The organism is Rhodophyticola porphyridii (assembly GCF_003688285.1).
Lineage (GTDB): Bacteria > Pseudomonadota > Alphaproteobacteria > Rhodobacterales > Rhodobacteraceae > Rhodophyticola > Rhodophyticola porphyridii.
Genome location: NZ_RCNT01000006.1, coordinates 262,486 through 286,394 on the forward strand (window position 1 = coordinate 262,486; position 23,909 = coordinate 286,394).

At 64.5% G+C, this 23,909-nt stretch carries 21 protein-coding genes; 13 read left to right on the forward strand and 8 right to left on the reverse strand.

Features of this window, described 5'->3' with window-relative positions; all coding sequences use genetic code 11:
• Nucleotides 1-5: 5 nt before the first annotated feature.
• The 11 genes from D9R08_RS13380 (at nt 6) to D9R08_RS13430 (ending at nt 11,310) form a co-directional block, all read left to right on the forward strand.
• Nucleotides 6-1,121 carry an ABC transporter ATP-binding protein gene (locus D9R08_RS13380; RefSeq protein ID WP_121898552.1) on the forward strand — a complete coding sequence of 372 codons (1,116 nt, stop codon included), beginning with the start codon at nt 6-8 and terminating at the stop codon, nt 1,119-1,121.
• A 72-nt stretch (nt 1,122-1,193) separates the two neighbouring features.
• On the forward strand, nt 1,194-2,690 hold the full coding sequence (locus D9R08_RS13385) for an FAD-dependent oxidoreductase (RefSeq protein ID WP_121898553.1): 1,497 nt from the start codon (nt 1,194-1,196) through the stop codon (nt 2,688-2,690).
• Nucleotides 2,687-3,439: a 3-ketoacyl-ACP reductase gene (locus D9R08_RS13390; RefSeq protein ID WP_121898554.1), complete on the forward strand. Its 753-nt coding sequence runs from the start codon at nt 2,687-2,689 to the stop codon at nt 3,437-3,439. The genes D9R08_RS13385 and D9R08_RS13390 overlap by 4 nt, the downstream gene beginning before the upstream one ends.
• 8 nt (nt 3,440-3,447) lie before the next feature.
• Entirely contained in the window at nt 3,448-5,034 is a 1,587-nt protein-coding gene (locus D9R08_RS13395; RefSeq protein WP_121898555.1) for a GMC family oxidoreductase, read from the forward strand.
• A gap of 4 nt (nt 5,035-5,038) precedes the next feature.
• Nucleotides 5,039-6,205 (forward strand): dihydrodipicolinate synthase family protein, encoded by a 1,167-nt coding sequence (locus D9R08_RS13400; protein ID WP_121898556.1) that lies wholly within the window; start codon nt 5,039-5,041, stop codon nt 6,203-6,205.
• A gap of 34 nt (nt 6,206-6,239) precedes the next feature.
• Nucleotides 6,240-7,229, forward strand: coding sequence for a LacI family DNA-binding transcriptional regulator (locus D9R08_RS13405; protein ID WP_267898155.1), 990 nt, complete (start codon nt 6,240-6,242; stop codon nt 7,227-7,229).
• The gene (locus D9R08_RS13410; protein ID WP_121898558.1) at nt 7,226-8,485 is read left to right on the forward strand and encodes a glycerate kinase type-2 family protein; all 1,260 of its coding nucleotides are present in this window, start codon (nt 7,226-7,228) and stop codon (nt 8,483-8,485) included. The genes D9R08_RS13405 and D9R08_RS13410 overlap by 4 nt, the downstream gene beginning before the upstream one ends.
• Nucleotide 8,486: 1 nt before the next feature.
• Nucleotides 8,487-8,795: a Dabb family protein gene (locus tag D9R08_RS13415; protein WP_121898559.1), complete on the forward strand. Its 309-nt coding sequence runs from the start codon at nt 8,487-8,489 to the stop codon at nt 8,793-8,795.
• Between the two features lie 113 nt (nt 8,796-8,908).
• Nucleotides 8,909-9,469, forward strand: coding sequence for an RNA polymerase sigma factor (locus tag D9R08_RS13420; protein WP_121898560.1), 561 nt, complete (start codon nt 8,909-8,911; stop codon nt 9,467-9,469).
• Complete coding sequence (locus tag D9R08_RS13425; RefSeq protein ID WP_121898561.1) at nt 9,466-10,071, forward strand: zf-HC2 domain-containing protein; 606 nt, start codon at nt 9,466-9,468, stop codon at nt 10,069-10,071. Before D9R08_RS13420 ends, D9R08_RS13425 begins: the two co-directional genes overlap by 4 nt.
• A gap of 15 nt (nt 10,072-10,086) precedes the next feature.
• Nucleotides 10,087-11,310, forward strand: a complete 1,224-nt coding sequence (locus tag D9R08_RS13430) for a S8 family serine peptidase (protein ID WP_121898562.1) — start codon at nt 10,087-10,089, stop codon at nt 11,308-11,310.
• Nucleotides 11,311-11,526: 216 nt separating this feature from the next.
• Here the strand turns inward: D9R08_RS13430 and D9R08_RS13435 are convergent, their stop codons facing one another.
• The 7 genes from D9R08_RS13435 to D9R08_RS13460 form a co-directional block, all read right to left on the reverse strand.
• Entirely contained in the window at nt 11,527-13,230 is a 1,704-nt protein-coding gene (locus tag D9R08_RS13435; protein ID WP_121898563.1) for a dipeptide ABC transporter ATP-binding protein, read from the reverse strand.
• 15 nt (nt 13,231-13,245) lie between these two features.
• Nucleotides 13,246-13,416, reverse strand: a complete 171-nt coding sequence (locus D9R08_RS19145) for a hypothetical protein (RefSeq protein ID WP_158599001.1) — start codon at nt 13,414-13,416, stop codon at nt 13,246-13,248.
• A 15-nt stretch (nt 13,417-13,431) separates the two neighbouring features.
• Nucleotides 13,432-14,388, reverse strand: a complete 957-nt coding sequence (locus D9R08_RS13440; protein ID WP_121898564.1) for an ABC transporter permease — start codon at nt 14,386-14,388, stop codon at nt 13,432-13,434.
• Complete coding sequence (locus D9R08_RS13445; protein ID WP_121898565.1) at nt 14,388-15,362, reverse strand: ABC transporter permease; 975 nt, start codon at nt 15,360-15,362, stop codon at nt 14,388-14,390. The genes D9R08_RS13440 and D9R08_RS13445 overlap by 1 nt, the downstream gene beginning before the upstream one ends.
• 208 nt (nt 15,363-15,570) lie before the next feature.
• Complete coding sequence (locus D9R08_RS13450) at nt 15,571-17,130, reverse strand: ABC transporter substrate-binding protein (RefSeq protein WP_233557457.1); 1,560 nt, start codon at nt 17,128-17,130, stop codon at nt 15,571-15,573.
• A gap of 138 nt (nt 17,131-17,268) precedes the next feature.
• Entirely contained in the window at nt 17,269-18,243 is a 975-nt protein-coding gene (locus tag D9R08_RS13455) for a sensor domain-containing diguanylate cyclase (protein WP_121898566.1), read from the reverse strand.
• A gap of 261 nt (nt 18,244-18,504) precedes the next feature.
• Nucleotides 18,505-20,094, reverse strand: a complete 1,590-nt coding sequence (locus tag D9R08_RS13460; RefSeq protein WP_233557458.1) for an ABC transporter substrate-binding protein — start codon at nt 20,092-20,094, stop codon at nt 18,505-18,507.
• A 233-nt stretch (nt 20,095-20,327) separates the two neighbouring features.
• Between D9R08_RS13460 and D9R08_RS13465 the strand changes: the two genes are divergently transcribed.
• Both D9R08_RS13465 and D9R08_RS13470 read left to right on the forward strand, forming a co-directional pair.
• The gene (locus D9R08_RS13465; protein WP_121898610.1) at nt 20,328-20,954 is read left to right on the forward strand and encodes a CDGSH iron-sulfur domain-containing protein; all 627 of its coding nucleotides are present in this window, start codon (nt 20,328-20,330) and stop codon (nt 20,952-20,954) included.
• A gap of 110 nt (nt 20,955-21,064) precedes the next feature.
• On the forward strand, nt 21,065-22,819 hold the full coding sequence (locus tag D9R08_RS13470) for a SulP family inorganic anion transporter (protein ID WP_121898567.1): 1,755 nt from the start codon (nt 21,065-21,067) through the stop codon (nt 22,817-22,819).
• Nucleotides 22,820-22,846: 27 nt separating this feature from the next.
• Here the strand turns inward: D9R08_RS13470 and D9R08_RS13475 are convergent, their stop codons facing one another.
• Nucleotides 22,847-23,908, reverse strand: coding sequence for an ABC transporter ATP-binding protein (locus tag D9R08_RS13475; RefSeq protein ID WP_121898568.1), 1,062 nt, complete (start codon nt 23,906-23,908; stop codon nt 22,847-22,849).
• Nucleotide 23,909: the final 1 nt, after the last annotated feature.

Consider the following 23,909-nt stretch of genomic DNA (forward strand, 5'->3'; position numbering starts at 1 on the left):
GTCCGATGGGTTTTCTCGACATCAACAACGTCACCAAATCCTACGGCGCGGTGGAGGTGCTGCATAAGGTCGATATCGAGGTGCAGGAGGGCGAGTTCCTTGTCCTTGTCGGCCCCTCGGGCTGTGGCAAGTCCACGCTTCTCAACATGATCGCGGGGCTGGAGGGGATCACCTCCGGCGAAATCGCCATCAGGGACCGGGTGGTCAACGGCGTGCACCCGTCCAAGCGCAACATCGCGATGGTGTTCCAGTCCTACGCGCTCTACCCCAACATGACCGTCGGCCAGAACATCACGTTCGGGCTGGAGATGCATGGCGTTCCGAAGGCCGACCGCGACCGCGCAATGGCGGATGTGGCCAAACTGCTGCAGATCGAAAACCTGCTTGACCGGAAACCCGGCCAATTGTCCGGCGGTCAGCGGCAACGGGTGGCGATGGGCCGCGCGCTTGTCCGCAACCCGGATGTGTTCCTGTTCGACGAACCACTGTCCAATCTTGACGCCAAGCTGCGCGTGGACATGCGCACCGAGATCAAGAAACTGCACCAGAAGCTGGGCACGACGATCGTTTACGTGACCCATGATCAGATCGAGGCAATGACGCTCTCTACCCGTATCGCGGTGATGTATGATGGCTATGTGCAGCAGCTCGGCACGCCCAAGGAGATCTACGACAACCCCGCCAACCTGTTCGTGGCCAGCTTCATGGGGTCGCCCTCGATGAATGTGCTGCCGGCAAGGTTGCGGGACCTGAATGGCGAGATCCATGCGGAGATCACCGGCGCGGAGGATCAGTCGCTGCATCTGCGGATCGAGAACGCGCCGGAGAGCTACCGGGCCTATCTGGATGCCGAGGTGATGCTGGGTATCCGCCCCGAGGCGATCACCGATCCCGAAGGCGCCGATCGCAACGCCCGCAATATCCAGTCGCTGCACAACACGGTCAGCGTGACGGAACCGGCCGGCGCGGATACCTTTGTCAGCACGACCCTTTCGGGCAAGGACTGCATCGCGCGGATGCGGGCCGATGCCGATGTCCACCCGGGGCAGGCCTTCGATTTCGCGGTGAACATGGACAAGGCCGTGCTGTTCGACCCGAAGACCGAAGAGCGGATAGGCTGAGACGGAAGGGGTGGCCCAGGGCCGCCCTTTCTTTTAGGTATAAATTGGAATCTTCCAAATGCAGATCGCGGCATGACAACCGACATCCTGATCATCGGCTCCGGGATGGGAGGGGCCACATTGGCCGCCGCTCTGGCGCCGAGCGGAGCGCGGATCGTGGTTCTGGAGCGGGGAGATCATCTGGTCGACAGCCCCGCCGCGCGCGATCCGCAGGCCATTTTCCGCGACGGCGTTTTCCGGCCCGACGAGACATGGCTGGACGGGCAGGGCGATCCGTTCAACCCGGGCAATTACTATTGCGTCGGCGGCAACAGCAAATTCTACGGTGCCGCACTGATCCGATTTCGCGAAACGGATTTCGTGCCGGTCCGGCATATGGGCGGCATGACACTGGGCTGGCCCTTCGACTATGCCGAACTGGAGCCGTGGTATCAGGCCGCCGAAGAGATGTATGAGGTGCGCGGGTGTCTGGGAGAAGACCCGACCGAGCCGCCCCATTCGGGCAGATATCCGCACCCGCCTGTGCCCGATGAGCCCGAGATTGCGGCGCTTCGGGCGCGGCTTGTCCGCATCGGCCTGCATCCGTCCTCCCTGCCGCTTGCGGTCGATCTGCCCCGCTGGCTGGCGCGGGGACAAACGCCATGGGATGCGTTCCCCGATACGGATGGCTCCAAGATGGATGCCGAAAGCGTGGGGATGCGCCGGGCCTTATCCTTTGAAAACGTAACCTTGCGCACCGGTATGCATGTGGATCGTCTGTTGGCCGATGACGCGGGGTGCGTTACGGCGGTACAGGTCACCGGCCCCGATGGCCGGTCGGAGATCGGGGCCCGGAACGTCGTGCTGGCCGCCGGCGCGGTGAACACTGCGGCGATCCTGCTGCGCTCTGCCACTGACGCTTATCCCAAGGGTCTCGCCAATCGCTCCGATCAGGTTGGGCGGAATTTCATGAATCACAACTGTTCCGCCGCGCTGGCAGTCCATCCGTGGCGGAAAAACCGCTCCGTCTATCAAAAGACAATGCAAATCAACGACTTCTATGGAAAGTCTGATGCAGGCGACATGCCGCTTGGAAACATCCAACTGCTTGGGCGCGTTTCCGGCCCGATCCTCGCCTCCCAGACCGGGCTGCCGGGGCCCGTTGCCCGATGGGTCGCGGATCATGCAATTGATTTCTATGTGATGTCCGAGGATCTTCCCGATCCTGAAAGCCGCGTCACACTGCGGGGGGATCGGATCGTGCTGGACTGGAAACGCTCCAACTGGGCGGCGCATGACGCTCTGGTGGCGCGGCTGAAACGGGTTCTGCGCAAGGCCGGGTTTCCGGTAATCCTGTCGCGGCCGTTTGACCGGCGCACACCGTCGCATCAATGCGGCACCGCGCGTATGGGGACCGATCCGACGCGCAGTGTGGTCACTCCCACAGGCCGCGCCCATGACCATCCGAACCTGTTCGTTGCCGATGCCAGCATCCTGCCCACATCGGCGGCGGTGAACCCGGCGCTGACCATCGCCGCCAATGCGTTGCGGATCGCCCATCATTTCCGGCAGAGGGAGCTTGCCAGATGACCCGAACAGCCCTGATCACCGGCGGCCAGCAAGGCATAGGTCTCGGCATTGCGCGGGCTCTTCGCGGAGCCGGCTATCGTGTCGCGGTCTGCTCGGAGCAAGGGGCGGACAGTTCCGCCGCGCGCCGTGCCGTGAAAGAGTTGGAGGTTGAGTATTTTGTTCATGATCTCAATTCTCTGGGGAACGAAGCTGATCTTGTAGGCGAGATCGAGGCCCGTCTCGGCCCGCTGACATGTTTCATCTCGAATGCGGGCGTTCCGGCGCATGTGCGGGGCGATATGCTCGGGCTGACGCCGGACAGCTTCGATCATGTCATGTCGGTGAACCTGCGCGGCGCTTTCTTTCTGGCGCAGGAGGTCGCAAGGCGGATGCTGGCCATGCCGTCGGCGCATTACAGGTCGCTGCAATTCGTCACCTCCGTCAGTGCGTCCATGGCTTCGGTCGAGCGGGCGGAGTACTGCATGTCCAAGGCAGCGGCCTCGATGATGGCGCAGCTTTTCGCGGCCCGGCTTGCCGAGGCAGGGATCGGCGTGTTCGAACTTCGCCCGGGCATCATCGAGACGGCGATGACCGCTGGCGCGAAGGATACCTATGATGCGCGTATCGCCGCGGGTCTGGTGCCTGCCAAACGGTGGGGGCAGCCCGCCGATCTGGGCCAGGTGGTCGCGGCCCTGGCAGAAGGGCAGTTTGCGTTTTCCACGGGTGCGATCATCCCGGTGGATGGCGGTCTGTCCATAGAAAGGCTGTGAGGGAACGGATGGCCGAGAGTTACGACATCATCATCGTGGGCGGGGGCAGCGCGGGATGCGTGCTGGCCGCGCGGTTGTCCGAAGCGCGGGATTTGCGGGTCTGTCTGCTGGAAGCCGGCGGCAGTGACCGGCATCCGTTCTACAAGATGCCCGCCGGGTTCGCCAAGATGACCAGGGGCATCGGGTCCTGGGGCTGGCGAACCGTTCCCCAGAAACACATGAAAAACATGGTGATCAACTACACCCAGGCCCGCGTGATCGGCGGCGGGTCTACAGTGAACGCGCAGATCTACACGCGCGGCAATGCGCTGGACTATGACGAATGGCGGCAGATGGGGTGCGACGGCTGGAGCTATGCCGATGTGCTGCCGTATTTTCGCAAGGCGGAAGACAACGATACTTATGATGACGCGTTTCACGGGCGCGGCGGTCCCTTGGGCGTGTCTCAACCGCGCGCCCCGCTCCCGATCTGCGAGGCCTATTTTTCGGCAGCGGGCGAGTTGGGCATCCCGCGGGCCGGGGACATGGCCGGAGAGAACCCGGAAGGCGTTGGATTTTACCAGCTGACACAAAGAGGTGCGCGCCGATCTTCAACCTCAGTAGCGTATCTGGGGCCGGCGCGGAGGCGGCCCAACCTGACCGTCAGAACCGGGGCGCAGGTCCGTCGCCTGATCATAGAGACGCATCGCGCCGTCGGTGTCGAATTGATGGATGGGACCCGCCTGATGGCCGGGGCCGAAGTGATCCTTTCTTCCGGCGCAATCGGGTCGCCGCGCCTGTTGATGCTGTCGGGGGTCGGCCCGGCGGATCACCTTTCCGAGGTCGGGGTTCCCGCGATACTGGATCAACCGGAAGTCGGCGCGAACCTGCAGGATCACCTCGATCTCTTCACCATTTCCGAATGCACCGGCGATCATACCTACGACAAATACGCCCGCCTGCACTGGTCCGCGCTGGCAGGGTTGCAATACCTGCTGACGAAACGCGGGCCGGTCGCCTCCAGCCTGTTTGAGACCGGCGGGTTCTGGTATGCCGAGGAGGGCGCGCGAAGCCCCGATCTCCAGTTCCATCTGGGCCTTGGATCGGGGATCGAGGCGGGCGTTGCCAAGATGCAGAACCCCGGCGTCACGCTCAACTCCGCCTATCTGCGCCCCCGGTCGCGCGGTACCGTCCGACTTCAAAGTGCCGATCCCTCCGCCGCGCCGCTCATCGACCCGAATTACTGGGCCGACCCGCATGATCGGGCGATGTCGATACGCGGCCTGAAGCTGGCGCAGGAGATCTTGCGGCAACCCGCGCTGGCGCCCTTCGTCAAGCGGGAGGTTCTGCCGGGTCCGGATGTCCGAACCGACACGGAGTTCTTCGATTTCGCCTGCGCCAACGCGAAAACCGATCACCACCCGGCGGGCACCTGCCGCATGGGCGGGGATGCGCGCGCCGTGGTGACGCCGCGTCTGCGGTTCAACGGTATCGACGGGCTTCGCGTCGTCGATGCGTCTATCATGCCGCGCCTGATTTCCTCCAACACCAATGCGCCGGTGATCATGATCGCGGAGAAAGCCGCCGATCTGATCCGCGCCGATCACGGGGTCTGAACCGATGCTCCTGCCAAGCCGTGACGGCCGCCTGAAACCCTATCGCCTGACCGGGTCCCCCTTGACCCCGCGCGCCCCGCGCCGGCCGTTCACCCGGACGGCATTCGCCGCGGCCCATGTGGTCAGCGACCCGCTGGCTGAGCGCGACCCGTGGCAGGGCCGCCCCGCGGTTGATTGGGATGCAACGCTGAAATTCCGTCATTATCTGTGGGATCAGGGTCTGGGTCTGGCCGAGGCCATGGACACGGCCCAACGCGGCATGGGCGTGGATTGGCCAACGGCGCGGGAGCTGATCGAGCGGACGATGCGCGAGGCGAAGGCGCATCCGCTGGCCCCGCGCGTCGCCTGTGGCGCCGGGACCGACCACAAGGCGCCAGACGATTTGCGCGACGAAGACGCCATCATCGCGGCCTATGAAGGTCAAATGGAGGTGATTGAGGCCGCGGGCGGGCAGGTCATCCTGATGGCGACCCGGGCCTTGCCCGCAATCGGCGCGGGTCCCGAGACCTATGCCCGTGTCTATGGCCGCCTTCTCGATCAGGCCCGGGACAAGGTGATCCTGCATTGGCTGGGCGATATGTTCGACCCGGCGCTTGCGGGCTACTGGGGCGGGGCGGATGTAAACGCGGCCTCCGATGCGGTGCTCGCGATCATCGCGGCCCAGGCGCACAAGGTCGACGGTATCAAAATTTCCCTTCTGGATCAGGCGCATGAAGAGGCTTTTCGCAAGAGACTGCCCGCCGGTGTCCGCCTTTATACGGGTGATGACTTCAATTATGCGTCGCTGATCGAAGGGGACGGCCAGTATCATTCCCACGCGCTTCTGGGCATTTTCGCGGCCATCGCCCCGGCGGCGTCGCAGGCATTGGAGGCGCTGGCAATGGGCAACAGCGCAGAATATCACGCGCTTCTCGCCCCTACGGTTCCGCTGTCGCGGGAGATTTTCAAGGCGCCCACACAGTTTTACAAGGCTGGCATCGCCTTTGTGGCCTGGCTGAACGGGGCACAGGATCACTTCATCATGCCCGGCGGTTTCCAATCCTCCCGCGAGATCACGCATTATGCGGAGGCTTTCCGCCTCGCCGATCAGGCCCGGCTTTTGATCCGCCCGGATCTGGCAGAGACGCGGATGCGTATGCTACTGGGTCTGCACGGGATCGACGGGGGCTAGGCCAGGCTTGGGTAAAAGACCAACTATTCTGGATGTGGCGCATCATGCTGGTGTGTCCAAATCCACGGTGTCACTGGTGTTGCAGCGCAGCCCGCTGGTGAAGGCGCAAACCGCCGAACTGGTGCGCAAATCCATGGCCGATCTGGGCTATGTCTACAACCGCGCGGCGGCGCAGCTCCGCTCGGGCGGGGTCGGGCTGATCGGGATGGTGATCAACGATCTGAGAAACCCGTTTTTCACGGAGTTCGCCATATCGGTGCAGATGGCCCTGTCGGCGCGGGGCTACGCCACGATCGTCTCGAACTCGGATGAGGACGCGGACCTGCAGGCGCAGGTCACAGGCTCGATGATCGAACACGGGGTGTCGGGCCTGATCATGTCGCCCGCCTACGGGGACGCCACGGGCGCGCTTTTCGACCGGATCGCCCGGGGCGGGCTGCCCTGTTTGCAGATGCTGCGACAGGTCGATCAGCGGACCGATCTCTTCCCCTTCGCATCCTTCGACTACAGCGCGGGCGGGCGCGCGGCGACCCGGGCGCTTCTGGCATCCGGGGCGCGAAACATCGCCTTTGTGGGTGGGGTCGAGGGACGCGAGATCACGCAGGAGCGCCTGTCGGGTTATCTGTCCGAGATGCGCAGCGCGGGACGGGCTCCATTCGTGCTCTATGGCCGCGCGTCCCGCGCCTTCGGGCGCGACGCGGCGAAGGTTCTGGCCCGCGAGCACCCCGAGATAGATGCGGCGATCTGTTTCAACGATCTTGTCGCCCTTGGTGTGCATTCCGGCTGCGCCGAGATCGGACGGCGGGTGGGTGCGGACTTTCAGCTGATCGGGTTCGACGATATCGAGGAATCCGCACAGGTTTATCCGCAGCTTTCATCAGTAAGTTGCGATATTGAAAGCTTCGGCTCCTACACTGCTTATCTGATGGCAGAATGGTTGGAGAAAGGAAACAAGCCCGCGCCGGAGTATCGGGCGCCGGTGCGTCTGGTGACCCGATCTTCAAGCGGCGGCCCCGACAGATGACCGCCCGCGCCCTGCTTCGCAGCCTTTTCGACCGCGCGGTGGCAGTGGCCGACCCGATGCGCAGCCTGTCTGCGTATCTGCCGCCGAAACCCTCCGGGCGGGTGGTCGTCGTAGGGGCAGGCAAGGCGTCTGCCCGGATGGCCGAGGCGGTCGAACGGGCCTGGGGCCCCTGCGAAGGGCTGGTCATCACCCGCTACGGCTATGCACGGGCCTGCCAGGGGATCGAGATCGTCGAGGCCGCACATCCGGTGCCCGACGAGGCAGGCGAGGCCGCCACCACGCGCATGCTGGCGCTCCTCCGAACTCTGGGGGAGGAGGATTTCGTTCTGGCGCTGATCTCGGGCGGCGGGTCGGCCCTGCTGACCGCTCCGGCTGTGGGCATCACGCTCGCCCAGAAGCGGGCGCTGACCCAGGCGCTGCTGGCATCGGGTGCATCGATCGGTGATATCAACGGCGTGCGCAAGGAGTTGTCCTCGGTCAAGGGCGGGCGGCTTGCAGTTGCGGCCTATCCGGCGCGGATGCTGGCGCTGATGATCTCGGACGTGCCGGGCGACAATCCGGGCGATATCGCGTCGGGCCCGACGGTGGGCTATCGGGGCGATGCGGTACGGGCCTTGGCGACCCTGGATCGGTGGGGCGTGACGCCGCCCGATGCCATCCGGGATTTTCTGGCCGCAGGCGGAGATCCGGTCCGGCCGGACGATCCGCGCCTGTCCCGCGTGGAAAACGTGGTCTATGCCGCCCCGTCGCAGTCCCTGGCTGCAGCGGCGGAAATGGCGCGGGCCCGTGGGCTGACCGTGGAGATTTTGGGCGATGCGCTGGAAGGAGAGGCAAGACGCATTGCGGCGGACCATGCGGCGCTTGCCCGCGCGCGGCAGCAAAGCATGACGCCCGGCGCGGCCGGTCACCTGATCCTGTCCGGCGGGGAGTTGACCGTTACCCGCCGTGGTGCCGGCACCGGTGGGCCCAATGCAGAATACGCGCTGGCGCTGGCCATCGCGCTGAAGGGCGCGGCGGGCATTCATGCGCTGGCCTGCGACACCGATGGTGTCGATGGCGCAGCCGAGGTGGCCGGGGCGCTGATCGGCCCCGGAACGCTGCGCAAGGCCGCCGCCGCCGGGATCGACCCCGAAGCGGCACTGGCCGACAATGACAGCCACGGGTTTTTCGCCGCGACCGGAGAGCAGGTCGTGACCGGCCCGACCCTAACCAATGTCAACGATTTCCGGGCCATCCTTGTAGAAAGACCGACCTGATATGCTGAAGCACTGCGTTTTTGTTGCCGCGAACACACCTGATGCCTTGGTGCAAACCGTCGAAGCCATGACATTGATCGAGGGGCTTTTGCCCAAGATCCCTGGCATGCTTGATCTGGCCCATGGCCCCAACCGGGATTTCGAGGAGAAAACCGGGGCCTATCCCTACGGCTTCATCATAAGTTTTGCGGATCGCGCGGCCCATCTGGCCTATGAGAACCACCCGGATCATCAAAGGGCGGGCGCATTGCTGGTGGCCGCCGCGACCGGAGGCGCCGACGGAATACTGGTCGCCGATCTGGAGGTGTGAGCGCGCGGGCGCTGTGTTTGCCTGATCGCCCGAAATGCGATAGACGGCGGTAATATAGCAAGACGCATTCAATCCGGCTCACACAGTCTCTTTGCATCCATGTCCGTGACTCCATGACCGAAGATCAGACCCAGGCCGCATTGCTGGCCCGCATGGCCGATGGCGACCGGCAGGCGCTGGCGGCGCTATACCGGGCACTGGAAAAGCCGGTTTTCAGATTTATCCGTTCCAGATTGAACGATCCGTTCGAGGCCAGCGACATACTCCATGACGTATTCATGGAGGTGTGGCGTTCCGCCGGCCGTTTCGAAGGGAGATCGAAAGTGCAGACATGGATATTCGGCATCGCCTATCGAAAGGTGATCGATGCCCATCGCAAACGCGGGCGCACCGATCTCGTGGGAGACGTTCCCGACAGCGCGGATGAAGGCCCCGATGCGGAGACTTGCCTGGCCGCGGGGCAGGAGGCCGAACATGTGCGCCACTGTCTTGGCACGTTGAAGGATGACCACAGGGCCGCCATCTCGATGGCGTTCTACGACGACATGACCTATGGCGAGATCGCCGAGATCGCAGGCGTGCCGGAAGGCACGATCAAGACCCGGATCTTCCACGCCAAGAAGCTGCTGATGCGCTGCCTGTCCGGCCGTGTCGCACGGAGGGCACCCGCATGACCAGGTCTGCCGAAGAGCTTCTGCCGTTTTATGTCAACGGCACTCTCGACGCAGCGGAGCGCGCCGAGGTCGATGCGGCACTTGCCGATAGTGCCGATCTGCGCGCCGAACTGGAGGTTCTGACGGCCCTGCGCAAGCAGATGCAGGCCGAAGAGGTCGAAAGCCCCGGTGAGTTCGGACTGGCCCGGCTGATGCGCGATGTCGACCGGGACGGGCCTGCGTCTTCCGCCCCGGGGGAGGAGCCCGGCAATGTCGTCCCGATCCGGCGGTTGCGGATCTGGCAGATCGCCGCGGCGCTGGTTCTGGCGATTGGTTTGGCGCAATCCGTCATCTTGCTGAACGCGCCCGGCGATCCCGGGTTCGAACTGGCCAGCGGTGGCGCGGCCGGAGCCGATTTCGTGGTAGGCTTCGCCCCGGACGCGACAGAAGCCCAGATCCGCGCGCTGTTGCTGAATGCGGGGGTTGAGATTTCCGCCGGGCCCTCTGCTTTGGGCCTCTATGAACTGGCCGTGCTGGACGAGACTGGAATTCAGGCGGCTGAAGAGATGCTCCTCGCGGCGGAAGGGCGTCTGATCGATACGCTGGAAGTCATAGCCCCTTGAGACGAGGTGGATGAAATGCGGGTTATCGCGCTGCTTCTGATCGTTCTGCTGGGCGTCGCGCTGCCCGCTGCGGTCGGAGCACAGACAACCGGCCAGCAGGGCCCCCGCGGGCAAGGCGAGCCGACACCAAGGGATGACGGGGCGTGGGAGGAAACCCGCAACGCCCCATCCACCGACGCGCACAGGATCGCCGGAAACCGCCTCGAATACATCGTGATCGGCCCGCCGGGCCAGTCCAACGCCGTCATCCAGGCCTTGACCGCGGCGGGCGCGGAGTTGCGCCGGACCCGCGATTACCCGACGCTCAACCGGCGCGGGCTGTTCTTCGATTTCCGCAACCGTCTGCAACTGGCCGAGGCGGAACGGATCCTGGCCCAGGCCGCGCCGCAAAGCTTCGTCGACATTCATGCCTTTTACCGGTTCGCCCAGGGCAGCCCGCGGATATATGCCCCCGAGATGGTGGGCGTGACGCAGCCGGGCCGTTGCCGCATCCCCGGCTCGGTCACGCTTGGCCTGATCGACGGGCCTGTCGATACCTCGCACCCCGCGCTGCAAGCCGTCCAGATCACGAACGAAAGCGTTCTGAACCGGGGGGAGCGCCCGCCCGCTACGGACCATGGCACGGCCATTGCGATCCTGATGGCCGGGCAGGACGGGGGCGGGCCGTTGACAGGTCTGGCCGGCGGCGCCCGGCTACATGCCATTTCCGCCTTTTCCCGGAACGCCGGGCGGGAGGCGGGCGATATCGAGCGGATTGCCGCGGCCATCGACCGGCTGCTGAGCCGGAATGTGCGCCTGATCAACATGTCCTTCGCCGGGCCGCAGAACCGGGCCATGGCGGCCGTGCTGGAAGCCGCAGCCGGGCGTGGCGCGGTGATGATCGCTGCGGCAGGCAATAGCGGCCGTGATCTGGCGAGCTATCCGGCGGGCTACCCCGATGTCATCGCCGTGACTGCCATTGATGCAGGTTATCGACGATACCGGCGTGCCAATTTCGGCACTCACATCGAGTTTGCGGCCCCGGGTGTGGATCTTTTCGTCGCCACGCGACGCGGTGGCAGTTACGCCTCCGGCACATCCTACGCGGCGCCGATCGTCACGGCACTGGCCGCGCGTCTGGCCCCCTCCGCGTCGGTCCAGACGGTGCGCAACCGGCTGCGCGCCGCTTCCGTCGATCTGGGCAGTCCAGGACGGGATGCGGAGTTTGGCTGGGGTCTTGTCCGCGCGCCGGGCTGCTAGGCTCAAGCGCCTTTCCCGCGTCTCCCCACCTTTTCACAATTGCTCTTGTCTGGGCCTGATCCCTTGGCCACAGGCGGGAGGTAGGCTTTTTTGCCCTCGTCACCAGGACCTATGGGCAGGGCGGCGCCAACTGCCAAGGCGCCGCCCTGCACGGAGAGACGTCATGAGCCATCCGGCCATCCTATCCAAGGCCGGTACCGCGGCAGGCCGGTCTTTTCAGGCGACCGCCAGTCCCTCGTTCGACAGCCCGTCAAGCTTGGGCATCAGTGACAGCAGATCGCGGGTATAGGGATGCTGCGGTCTGGCGAACAGATCCTCGGTATCGGCCACCTCGACCAGTTTGCCGCCCTTGAGAACGCCCACCCGGTCGCACATTTGCCGGACCACGGGCAGATCGTGGGAGATGAACAACATCGTCAGATTCAGATGCTCCTGCAAGTCCTTGAGAATATTGAGAATCTGGGCCTGGATGGAGACATCCAGCGCCGAGGTCGGTTCATCACAGATCAGGAAGCGCGGTTGCGTTGCCAGCGCGCGCGCGATTGAGATCCGTTGCCGTTGCCCGCCCGAAAACTCGTGCGGATACTTCAGACCCGCATCCGCCCCCAGACCGACGCGGTCAAGCAATTCGCTGACCCGCGCCTGCAACGGCTCTCCCGACAGCAGCCCGTGATGGCGGGCTGGCTCGGCCACGATCTGATCGACCCGCATCCGCGGGTTCAGGCTGGAATAGGGATCCTGAAAAATCATCTGGATCTGCTTGCGGTAGAAATCGGGCACGCCGCGCCGCCCCGCCGTCACCTCCTGGCCTTCGAAGCGGACCGATCCCTCATCGACCGGATAAAGCCCCGCGATCATCCGCGCGATGGTGGACTTCCCCGACCCGCTTTCGCCCACCAGCCCGAACACCTCGCCCTGACGGATCTCGAAATTGGCATCGTCGACCGCAGTGAAGAATTCCCGGCGCGACGGCAGCAGGGCGGCTTTTTGCAGGAACCGCTTGGTCAGCCCCGCAACCTCCAGCAGCGCGCTTCCCCGCTCGGCTTCGGTGGAGGGCCAGTTGCGTGCCAGATCCTCGATATGGAACTCCGTCACCCGTCCGCCATAGCTGATCAGCGGGAACCGGTTCAGCTTGACCGTAGGGCGGGGAACGGCGGCGATCAGCGATTTCGTATAGGGATGATCTGGCTGGCCCAGAACCTGTGCCGTCGCCCCGCTTTCGACGACTTCACCCTGATACATCACGGTGACCTTGTCGGTCGTGTCGGCGATCACGCCCATGTCATGGGTGATCAGGATCACACCCACCTGGCGTTCGCGCGCCAGTTCCTTGATCAGGTCGAGGATCTGCGCCTGAATCGACACGTCGAGCGCGGTCGTGGGCTCATCCGCGATGATCACGTCAGGCTCGGAACACAGCGCAAGCGCGATCACCACACGCTGGCGCATCCCGCCCGAAAACTGGTGCGGATACTGGTTCACACGGATTTCCGGGTCGGGAATGCCGACGCGGTTGATCAGTTCGATTGCGCGGGCTGCGGCCGCCGCGTCGTCAAAGCCCAGATGCTCCTGAATGGTCTCCACAAGTTGCTGTTTCACGGTGAAAAGCGGGTTCAGCGAGGTCAGCGGATCCTGAAAGATCATGCTGATCTTCCTGCCCCGAAGCGCCTGCATTGCGGCGGCATCCAGCCCCGAGATCTCCTCGCCCCGGAAGCGGATCGTGCCGCTGGTGATATGCCCCGGCGGATCCAGAAGACCCATGACGGCGGCGCCGATGGTGGATTTGCCGGCCCCGCTTTCGCCCACCAGACCGTGGATCTGGCCTGGTTCGACAGTCAGATCGGCCTTGTTGACGGCGACGAAGGTCTTGCGTCGGGTGGGGAACTCCACCGTCAGGTTGCTGATCTCAAGCAATGCCATCGGAGCGCCCTCCCATCATGGCCAGACCAGCCCGAAGACAAACAGCAGCACGAAGACGATGCCGCCGAACACCGCGAATTGCTTGCCGCGTGACAGGCGCGGCAGCGGCGAGAACATCACCAGCGCGTAATAAACGCCCACCACCAGAAGAACCTGCGCGATGTAGCGCCCCCAATCGACCTCCATCACGGGCCCCCTTCATCAGCGCAACCTCGGGTTCAGCGCGTCGCGCAGCCAGTCCCCGAGCAGGTTGACCGCGAGTGCCAGCGCCAGCAGCGTGCAGGCCGGGAAGAACAGGATCCACCACTCGCCGGAGAACAGGAAGCCCTGACCGATCCGGATCAGCGTGCCGAGCGAGGGTTGGGTCGGCGGCGCGCCGACGCCCAGGAAGCTGAGCGTCGCCTCGGCGATGATCGCCAGCGCCAGCGAGATCGTGGCGATCACCAGAACGGGCGAAAGCACGTTGGGCAGGATATGACGCACCATGATCGCCAGCGGGGTGCGCCCGATCAGCCGCGCGGCCTGCACGTATTCCTTTGATTTCTCCACAAGCGTCGCGCCGCGAACCACCCGCGCGAACTGCACCCAGTCACTCAGTCCGATGGCGATGATCAGCACCCAGATCGCGACCTGATCGCGGTATTCGATGGGCGTGATCCCCTTGGCGACCCCGAAGATCAGCATCGCGACAAGGATTGCGGGGAAGGTCAGCTGCACATCGGCCACGCGCATGATGATCGTTTCGGTCCAGCCGCCCACATAGCCCGCCAGAAGACCGAGGGAGATCCCCAGCACCATGGCGAACAGCACCGCGGCGAAGCCCACGAAGAGCGAAATCCGCAGCCCGTAGAGGATGGTCGAAAACACGTCGCGCCCCTGATCGTCGGTGCCTAGCAGAAAGCTTTCGCCGGTGAACGCATTGGCCTCGCCCGGCGGGGTGAACCCGTTCATCAGGTTCAGCGTTGCCGGGTTGAACGGGTCATGGGGGGCTATCAGCGGGGAGAAAACGGCCGCCAGAACAAGCAGAAGCGTAACGAAGAGCGAGACCATTGCCACCGGCGAGTGGCGAAAGGAATAGCCCACGTCGCTGTCCCACGCCATATAGAGGCGCGACCGCGCGCGGGCTTTCTCCGGCGGGGTGATCGGCGTGTCGGTCATCAGCTTTTCCCTTCGGTCCGCAGCCGCGGATCAATCGCCACGTAGAGCAGATCAACCGCCAGATTGATGCCCACGAACATGACCGAGATCAGCATCAGATAGGCGGCCATCACCGGGATATCGACGAATTGGATCGCGTTGATGAACAAGAGCCCGACACCGGGCCACTGGAACACGGTTTCGGTGATGATGGCGAACGCGATGATCGAGCCAAGCTGCAACCCGGTCACGGTGATCACGGGCACAAGCGTGTTTTTCAAGGCATGGCGGAAGTTTATCGCGCGTTGTTTAAGTCCGCGCGCGCGGGCGAAGCGGATGTAATCCTGCCGCAGCACCTCCAGCATTTCCGAGCGGACCAGCCGCATGATCAATGTCATCTGGTAGAGGCCGAGCGTGATCGAAGGCAGGATCAGCGCCATGAGGCCCGATTGGGTCAGAAAGCCGGTGGACCAGCCGCCGATCTGCACAACCTCGCCGCGTCCGAAACTCGGCAGCCAGCCCAACTCCACCGAAAAGAGGTATATCAATAGTATACCAATCAGGAAGGTGGGCAGCGACACGCCGATCAGCGACAGGGTCATGATCGCGTTCGAGGCGAAACCATCTCGTCGGATCGCTGTGAAGACGCCAAGCCCGATGCCAAGGACCAGCGCAAAGACCCCGGAGACCGCCGCCAGTTCAAGCGTTGCCGGAATGCGCTCGGCGATGATCTCGGAAACCTGCCGGCCCTGACGGTAGGAAATCCCGAATTCGCCCTGCACAGCGCCCTCAAGGAAGCGATAATACTGCACCACGAAAGACTGGTCGAGGCCAAGCTGTTCGCGCAGGCGTTCCACATCCTCCATGGTGCGTTCCTGACCGAGCATGTTGTCGACCGGATCGCCCACAAACCGGAACATGGCGAAGGCCACGAGCCCCACGACCAGAAGCACAAGAACGGATTGCAGCACGCGGCGTATGATATAGTTGAGCATCCCGTTGTTCTGCGTTGCGGGCGGGCGCGGGTCAAGGGTTCTGCGCGGGGGAGGAGAGCGTTGTGATCCAAGTTTTCCCCGATCGGGCCGCTCGGGGCGCGCCTGCGGCCCGGCGATGCCGTCCGGAAGACGGCATGCGCGGCCGCCTCTCTGCGCATTCCGGCCTACCGCCGCCGGACAAGGCCCGGCGGCGGCGTGAAACCGGTATTCAGTTCACAGCCACCCAACGCAGGATGAAGAAGTTGTCGGGGCGTTGCGTGAGGTCGATATTGTCGCGGGTGCCCCAGATCAGCGGCTGCACATACATCGGCAGATAGACCATATCCTCCTGAATGATGCCGGCGGCCTCGTCCAGCATGGCCTGCCGCGCGGCATCGTCGATCTCGGACTGGATCAGGGGAAGCATCTCGTCGATACGCGGGTTGGAATAGCCGCCGAAATTCCACGTGCCGAGCCGCTCGCCCGATGTATGGACCAGAAAGCGGATCGGGTGTTCGGCGTCGAAGGTGCCGGGCGACCAGCCCAGAAGATACATGTCGAAGTTATCGGCCCGCAGTTCGGGCCAGTAATTCGAAACCGGCATCGCATCAAGCTGCGCCTCCAGCCCGATTTGCGCCAGCATGCCGACCACGGCCTGACAGACGGATTCGTCGTTCAGATAGCGGTCGTTCGGGCAGGACAGACCGAAGGAGAATCCGTCGGGATACCCCGCCTCGGCCAGAAGCGCGCGCGCGGCGTCCGGATCGACGGCGGGTCGGGCCGCATGGATCTCGGAATAGCCGCGCATGGCTGGGCTGACCAGCTGGCTGGCGGGTTCGGCATTGCCGCGCATGATGGTTTGCAGGATCGCGTCGACATTCACCGCATGGGCCACGGCGCGCCGGACGCGGACATCGGCAAACGGGTTCGGCGCGCCTGCATCGGCGCCCCCGTAGAGCACCTCGTGGTCATGGGCGAAGCCCAGCATGATCACGCGCGCCTCGATCCCCTGGACAACCTTGACGCCATCCGTTTCCGACAACCGCGCGGCATCCTGGATCGGCACCGGGTCGATCATGTCCACATCGCCCGACAGGAGCGCGGCGACAGCGGTGGCCGAATTCTGGATCGGCGTCAGTTCGGCGCGGGTGATGTTATGCTCCACATCGCCCCACCAGCCGTCGAAGGGCACCAGAACGGTGCTGAGGCCCGGCTGCCGTTCGGCCAGCATGAAGGCAGCGGTGCCGTTGGCGTTCAGCGTGGCGTGGTTTTCCGCGTCGCGGGCGGGCAGTTCCGCACCATTGGCCGCCGCCCATCCACTGTCCATCATCATCCAGTTGGCGATGCTGTCGGGAAAGATCGGCTGCGGCGAGGTGGTCATGATGTCCACAGTGAATTCGTCGACCACGATGACCTCGGATACAGGGGAGAACCAGCTTGCCACATCCGACTGTTCCGAGGATGCGCGTTGATAGGAGAACAGCACATCCTCGGCGGTGAAGTCGCTGCCGTCATGGAAGGTCACGCCCTGGCGCAGGGTGAAACGCCAGCCATCGCCGGCCCCGATCGGCTCCCAGTCCGTGGCGAGCGCCGGTTCGATCGACATGTCGCGGCCGCGCCGGACAAGCCCCTCGTAGACATTGTTCAGAAAGCCAAGCACCGGTGCCGAGCTGACCGCGTGGGGGTCCATGGTTTGCGGATCGGTGGTGGTGGCCCACCGGAAGGTTTCCGCGGTCGCCGCGGTGCCAAGGCACAGCGCCATGGCGGTGAGTGTCAATGCGCGTTTCATCGAAAGCAGTCCCTTGCAGATATGCGCCCTGCCGTCAGGGCCTGCGGCAGCCTGACCGAGAAGCCGCGCCGGCGCAAAGAGACCCCGATCACAACCCCGTGAGGCGCAACCGGCCATCGGCGGATGGTATATGGGCCATCACGCGCTGCGCACGGCCCAGTCGAGCGGCGATCCCTGATCTATCTCGGAGATCAGAACATCGGGGCCTTGTGTGCTTGCACGGTGCAGCGCATGCTTGAGCCGGTCCCAGACCGTGTCGATCTTTTCGCTGATGCCGGGACGGACCAGCCCGATGCTGACGGTGGAACAGCCCACATCGCCGGGCGCCAGGTCGACGACCATATCGCCGATCTTTTCCCGGAGCATATCCATCACCCATTCCGCGTTTTCCGTATCCGTATCGTGCATCGCAACCCCGAACACGGACTTGCTGAGCCGAGCGACGCGGGCGCCTGACTGGATGTGGGAGGTGACGTGATCCATGATCGCGGAGATCAGCCTGTCGGCCATCCGGGATCCGTAAAGATCCGAGATCTCGTCGAAATCATCGACTCTGATCGCGGCCAGCGCCGGCAAGGGCCGGTCGCTCAGGATATCTTCCTGCAACATCGCCTGCCACCGGGCCCGGTCGACCATCTGGCTGATCGGCCGGAGTTCCTCAAGCCGGCGCCGTTTTTCGAGTATGTCGATGATCACCGTGGACAGGTGCGACAGGATGGTCCGGTCGGTCTCGGTGAAATCCCTGGGTTGCAGCCCGATGGCGCAGATCGTTCCAAGCTGGTAGCCCTCGGGCGTGCGGAGCGGACAGCCGATATAGCTGCGCACGAAGGGCGCCCCCGCCACGAGCGCGTTGGCATTGAACCGGGTATCCTGGAGCATGTCCGGCACGGCCAGTATCTCGGGCTTGCGGATCGTGTAGTCGCAGAAGGCGAGGCCGCGTTCGGTGCCGCGGATATCCACGCCAGTGGCGGATTTGAACCACTGGTGATGTTCGTCGATCAGCGCGATGGTCGACACTTCGGTGCCGACCGTGGCCTGCACCAACTGCGTTATCGCGTCAAAGGCGGCCTCCCGCTCGGTATAGAGGACGTTGTAGTTTTCCAGCGCGCGCATGCGGCCGCGTTCGTCGGATCGGAACGGTGTCAAGACGGCTCTCCGGCAGGGGGCATCAGTCCGCCGACGCTAGACCGGATAGGTAAACCAATACCTAAGCGGAGCGGGGTGCCGGGCGCGAAAAATCACGCAATTGAACCGATTTCCCGTACCCCATCGGACCGGCCGGGGATCTTCGACACGCCAAGGGGCGCCGCCGGTCATCCGGCGACGCCCCCTGACTGCGCTTGCATCGGGACATGGCCCCGCTGCCTGTCGCGTTCAGTTTCTGGTGAAATACTTGAATTTCACCTGGTCATCCGCATCCACCACGGTGCTCCAGCTGTCGCTGATGCCCCAGTTCAGGATCTGGTTGTGGATCGGCAGATAGATCAGCTCTTCCTCGGCCATCTGCCAGAGGCTTGCGATCATGCCGTCCCGCTCGGCCAGATCCACCTCGGAGGACAGACCGACGATCATCTCGTCCATCACCGCGTTGGAGAACCCGGTGCCGTTCCAGCTTCCGCGGCCTTCGTCGCGGGTGTGGTAGAGGAAGTTGAAGATGTACTCGCTGTCATAGGTCGGAACGCCCCATCCCAGCAGGTAGAAATCCGTCTCGCCATTGGCGATCAGCGGGAAATGCTGGGCGCGGGGCAGGGCGGAGAGGTTCACGGTGATCCCGATCTGGGCGAACATGCCCACCGCCGCCTGGCAGATCGCCTCGTCATTGACGTAGCGGTCGTTCGGGCAGTCGAGCTGGATCGTGAACCCCTCGCCATAGCCGGCCTCTTCCATCAGGGCCCGCGCGGCCTCGACGTCATAGGCGGGGTAGGCGTCAAGCTCTTCGGTCCAGCCATGGACGGGCGGGGGCATGATGACACCGGCGGGTGCGGATTGCCCGCGCATCACGACCTGCTGGATCGCCTCGCGGTTGATGGCGATATCCATCGCCTCGCGCACCCGGCGGTCGGCCAGCGGGTTCGCCCCATCGACGCTGTCCCGCTCGAGATCGTCTGCCCCCACATTCAACCCGAAGAAGATCACCCGGTTTTGCGGCGCGGTGGCAAGGCCGAGACCATCGGCCCCCGCCACACGCTCCAGATCCTGCACCGGAACGTCCTGAATGAAATCAACCTCGCCCGACAAGAGCGCCGCGACGCGGGTCGCGGGGTTCTGGATCGGCGTGAAGACGATCTCGGAGGCGGACAGCGGGAACTCCCCGATGCCCCAGTAATCCTCGAAGGCGGTCAGCACAGTCTGCGCATCGGCTTGACGGCTGGACATCACGTAAGGACCGGTGCCGTTGGAGTTGCGCGCGCTGAACGTGTCTTCGCCACCGGCGTAATCCTGCACCTCGACCGCGTCGTTCTCGGTGGACCAGCCTTCATCCATCATGAAGATATTGGTCAGGTTGTTCGGCAGAAGCGGGTTCGGCCCGTCCGTTTCGATCTCCACCGTGTAGGGCCCGGTGGCGCGGACATCCACAACGCCGCTCAGCAATTCGCGGAAGTTGGAGTTGGCCGACATCGCGCGGTTCAGCGAGAAGACGGCATCGGCGCTGTCGAAGGTCTGGCCCTCGTGGAAGGTCACGCCTTCGCGCAGGGTGAAGACCCACACATTCGGGTCGTCGCCCGAGGGCTGCCAGTCGGTTGCCAGGGCGGCCTCCATGGCGCCCTCCATGTTCCGCAGGATCAGCGGCTCATAGACCTGATGGTTGAGCGTGGTCGTCGGCCCCTCGTTCTGGGCATGGGGATCCTGGGTGAGGGCTTCGGCGGCGCGGGCCCATCGCAGGGTTTCCGCATCGAGCGGCGCGGCGGTCATGGCAGTGGTGGCCAGCAGCGCGGTGGCCATCGCGGTAAAGCGAAGTGTCATTGTTATGTGCTCCCTGAAGTTGATGAGCGGAGTATGGCCGCTAAATCCGTCTTGGCAAGGGACCGCCGACAAGACGGCATGGGAAGTTTTGCGATTCGGGTCAGCATTGACCTATTGCGGCGCACAAACGGGCTTTCGGGCAAAACCCGGGCCCGCGCGCAGGCCAAACCTGTTGCCGCGGCGGGCTGGCCCGTGGTTCTGTACGGGGATGACCCCAGCCAATGGAGACCCCCATGCGCCCGGTAGAGACCGATGCCCTGACCATCACTTTCGATGCCCGAACCTGCATTCATGCGCGCCGCTGCGTGCTGGGCCTGCCCGGTGTGTTCAGACCCGGGGCCAAGGGCGGCTGGATCCAGCCCGGCGATACCGACCCCGAGGCGCTGGTGCGTGTGATCGAGGCCTGCCCGTCCGGGGCACTCAGCTATACCCGCAAGCAGGGCGGGGAGGAGCCGACGCCGGAGGTGAACACCGCCCGCCTGTGGGAAAACGGACCGGTGGAGTTGCGGGGCGAGATCGTCATCGGAGAGGAGAGCTATACACGCGTCACGCTTTGCCGCTGCGGGAAATCGGCAAACAAGCCCTTTTGCGACAACTCCCATATCGAGGCGGGGTTCACCGCCACCTCCGAGCCCGCCGCGAATGAGGAGGCCGCACCGCTTGAAGCCCGGACCGGGCCGCTGAACCTGCGCGTCGCCCCGAATGGCCCGGTTATCATCTCGGGCAATCTGGAACTGATCGCCGGATCGGGGCGCGCGCTCGACACGACCGAGAAGCTCTATCTGTGCCGTTGCGGCGCGTCGGGCAACAAGCCCTATTGCGATGGCAGCCACAAGGACGCCGGGTTCACGACAGAGTAAGCCCGTCGAGCCGCAGGCCCGGTTTCGTCATGCCGCATGCCGTGAGGGGTTGAAGTTGTGATATATTGTCAAATATTGATACTGTAAATCAATTTGGCTTTGTCTGATCTATGTCCCGAACCGACTTTACCCGTTACCTGCCGATCCTGGACTGGGGGCGGCGCTATGATCGTACGGCGCTGACCGGAGATCTGATTGCGGCGGTGATCGTCACGATCATGCTGATCCCGCAATCGCTGGCCTATGCTTTGCTGGCCGGGTTGCCACCGGAGGCGGGGCTTTATGCCTCGATCGCGCCGATCCTGCTTTATGCGGTCTTCGGCACCTCACGGGCGCTGGCGGTGGGCCCTGTGGCGGTTGTGTCGCTGATGACGGCTGCGGCGGTGGGGCAGGTGGCCGAGCAGGGAACCGCCGGCTACGCGGTCGCGGCGCTGACGCTGGCGGTCCTGTCGGGCGGTATCCTCTTGCTGCTGGGCGTGTTGCGGATGGGGTTCATCGCCAATTTCCTGTCCCATCCGGTCATTTCGGGGTTCATCACCGCCTCCGGCATCCTGATCGCCATCAGCCAGGTGAAACACATTCTCGGCGTGGAGGCGTCGGGCCATACGCTGGTGGAGATCGGCACGTCGCTTCTGGCCGGTCTGCCGCAGACAGATATGACGACGCTGGCGATCGGGGTCGCGGCGACGGGCTTTCTGTTCTGGGTGCGCAAGGGCATGAAACCGGCCCTGATCCGGCTTGGGCTGGGGGCGCGCCCGGCCGATATCGCCACCAAGGCGGGCCCGGTTCTGGCGGTGATCGTGACGACGCTGCTGGTCTGGGGGTTGGACCTGTCCGAACAGGGGGTGGCCATCGTGGGCGCGGTGCCGCAATCCCTGCCGCCGTTGACCATGCCCGCCTTTTCCCCCGATCTGGTGAGCGCGTTGCTAGTGCCGGCGCTGCTGATCTCGGTCATCGGATTTGTCGAGTCGATCTCGGTGGCGCAGACCCTGGCCGCCAAGAAACGTCAGCGGATCGACCCAAATCAGGAGCTGATCGGACTGGGTGCTGCCAATATCGGCGCGGGCTTCACCGGTGGCTATCCGGTGACCGGCGGCTTTGCGCGGTCGGTGGTGAATTTCGACGCGGGCGCCGAAACGCCCGCCGCCGGCGCCTTTACCGCTCTTGGGCTGGCGATCGCGGCGCTGGCGCTGACCCCGCTGATTTTCTTCCTGCCGAAAGCGACCCTCGCGGCCACGATCATCGTCGCGGTGCTGAGCCTTGTCGATTTCGGCGTTCTGAAACGCGCATGGGGTTATTCGAAGGCCGATTTCGGCGCGGTCGCGGCCACCATCGTGCTGACCCTTGGCTTTGGTGTTGAAATCGGGGTGTCGGCCGGGGTGATCCTGTCGGTGCTGCTGCATCTGTGGAAAACCTCGCGCCCGCATGTGGCCGAGGTGGGGCTTGTTCCGGGCACCCAGCATTTCCGGAACATCCTGCGCCACCGGGTGGAGACCGACCCGGCGGTCCTGACGATCCGGATCGACGAAAGCCTCTATTTCGCGAATGCCCGTTTTCTTGAGGACTACATCCTGAACCGGGTGGCCGAGGACCGCGCGCTGCGCCATGTCGTGCTGATGTGTTCCGCGGTGAACGCGATCGACCTGAGCGCGCTGGAAAGCCTTGAGGCGCTGAACGAGCGGCTTGGCGATCTGGATATCCGGCTGCATCTGAGCGAGGTGAAGGGACCGGTGACCGACCGGCTGACGCGCACCCATTTTCTGGATGCGCTGACGGGCGAGGTGTTCCTGTCGCAATACGATGCCTGGGCCTCCCTGACCGGCGGATCGCAAGGGCCCGGGCCGGTGCCGGTGGCGGGCCGCTGACCGGGCGGATGGGCCGGGCGCGCGCGCCTAGTCCACCATGCTCAGGCTTGGGGCCGCTACCGGCGCCATCGCCCGCTCCTCCCCGTCGAAGAAGGTGATCGCCTCGGCAGGTGCGGAAAGCTGCACGGTCTGACCCTGCTGCATGGCCGCCTCCAGCGGCGCGCGCAGGATCAGGCGATCCTCTCCCAGCTTCACATGGACGAGCATTTCCGCGCCAAGGGCCTCCACCAGCAGAACCTGCGCCTCGGGGCCGCTGCCGCCGGCATGGAGCGCTTCGGGGCGGATGCCCGCAAGGGCCGCGCCCGGCGGCTGCGCGCCCGCCATGGTGCACAGCGCCTGCCCGGCGGGCGAGGCGAGCGGGTAGATGTTCATCGGCGGGGCGCCGATGAACTCCGCCACGAAGCGGCTGGCGGGGCTGGAATAGAGCTCCATCGGTGTGCCGATCTGTTCGATCCGGCCCGCCGACATGATCACGATCCGGTCGGCGAGGCTCATCGCCTCCACCTGATCATGAGTCACGAAGACGAAGGTCGCGCCAAGCCGGGCATGCAGGTCCTTCAGTTCGGCGCGCAACTGGGTGCGGAGCTTGGCATCGAGGTTCGACAGCGGTTCGTCGAACAGGAACACCGCGGGTTCGCGCACGATGGCGCGGCCCATGGCCACGCGCTGACGCTGACCGCCGGACAACTGGCGCGGCTTGCGATCGAGATAGTCGGTCAGTTGCAGGGTCCGCGCCGCCTCGGCGATGCGGCGCGCGATCTCGTCTTTCGGCATCCGGCCGTTCTTGAGCCCGTATTCCATGTTCTTGCGCACGGACATATGCGGGTAGAGTGCGTAATTCTGGAACACCATCGCGATGTCCCGCTCCCCCGGTTCGAGCTTGTTGACCACGCGGCCCCCGATGCTGATCTCGCCTTCGGTGATCTGCTCCAGCCCGGCGATCATCCGCAGGATGGTGGATTTGCCGCAACCCGAGGGGCCGACCAGCACAATGAACTCCCCGTCCGCGATCTGGAAATCGGCACCCGCCACGGCGGTCACCCCGCCGGGATAGGTCTTGCCCACATTTTTCAGCGTCAACTCTGCCATG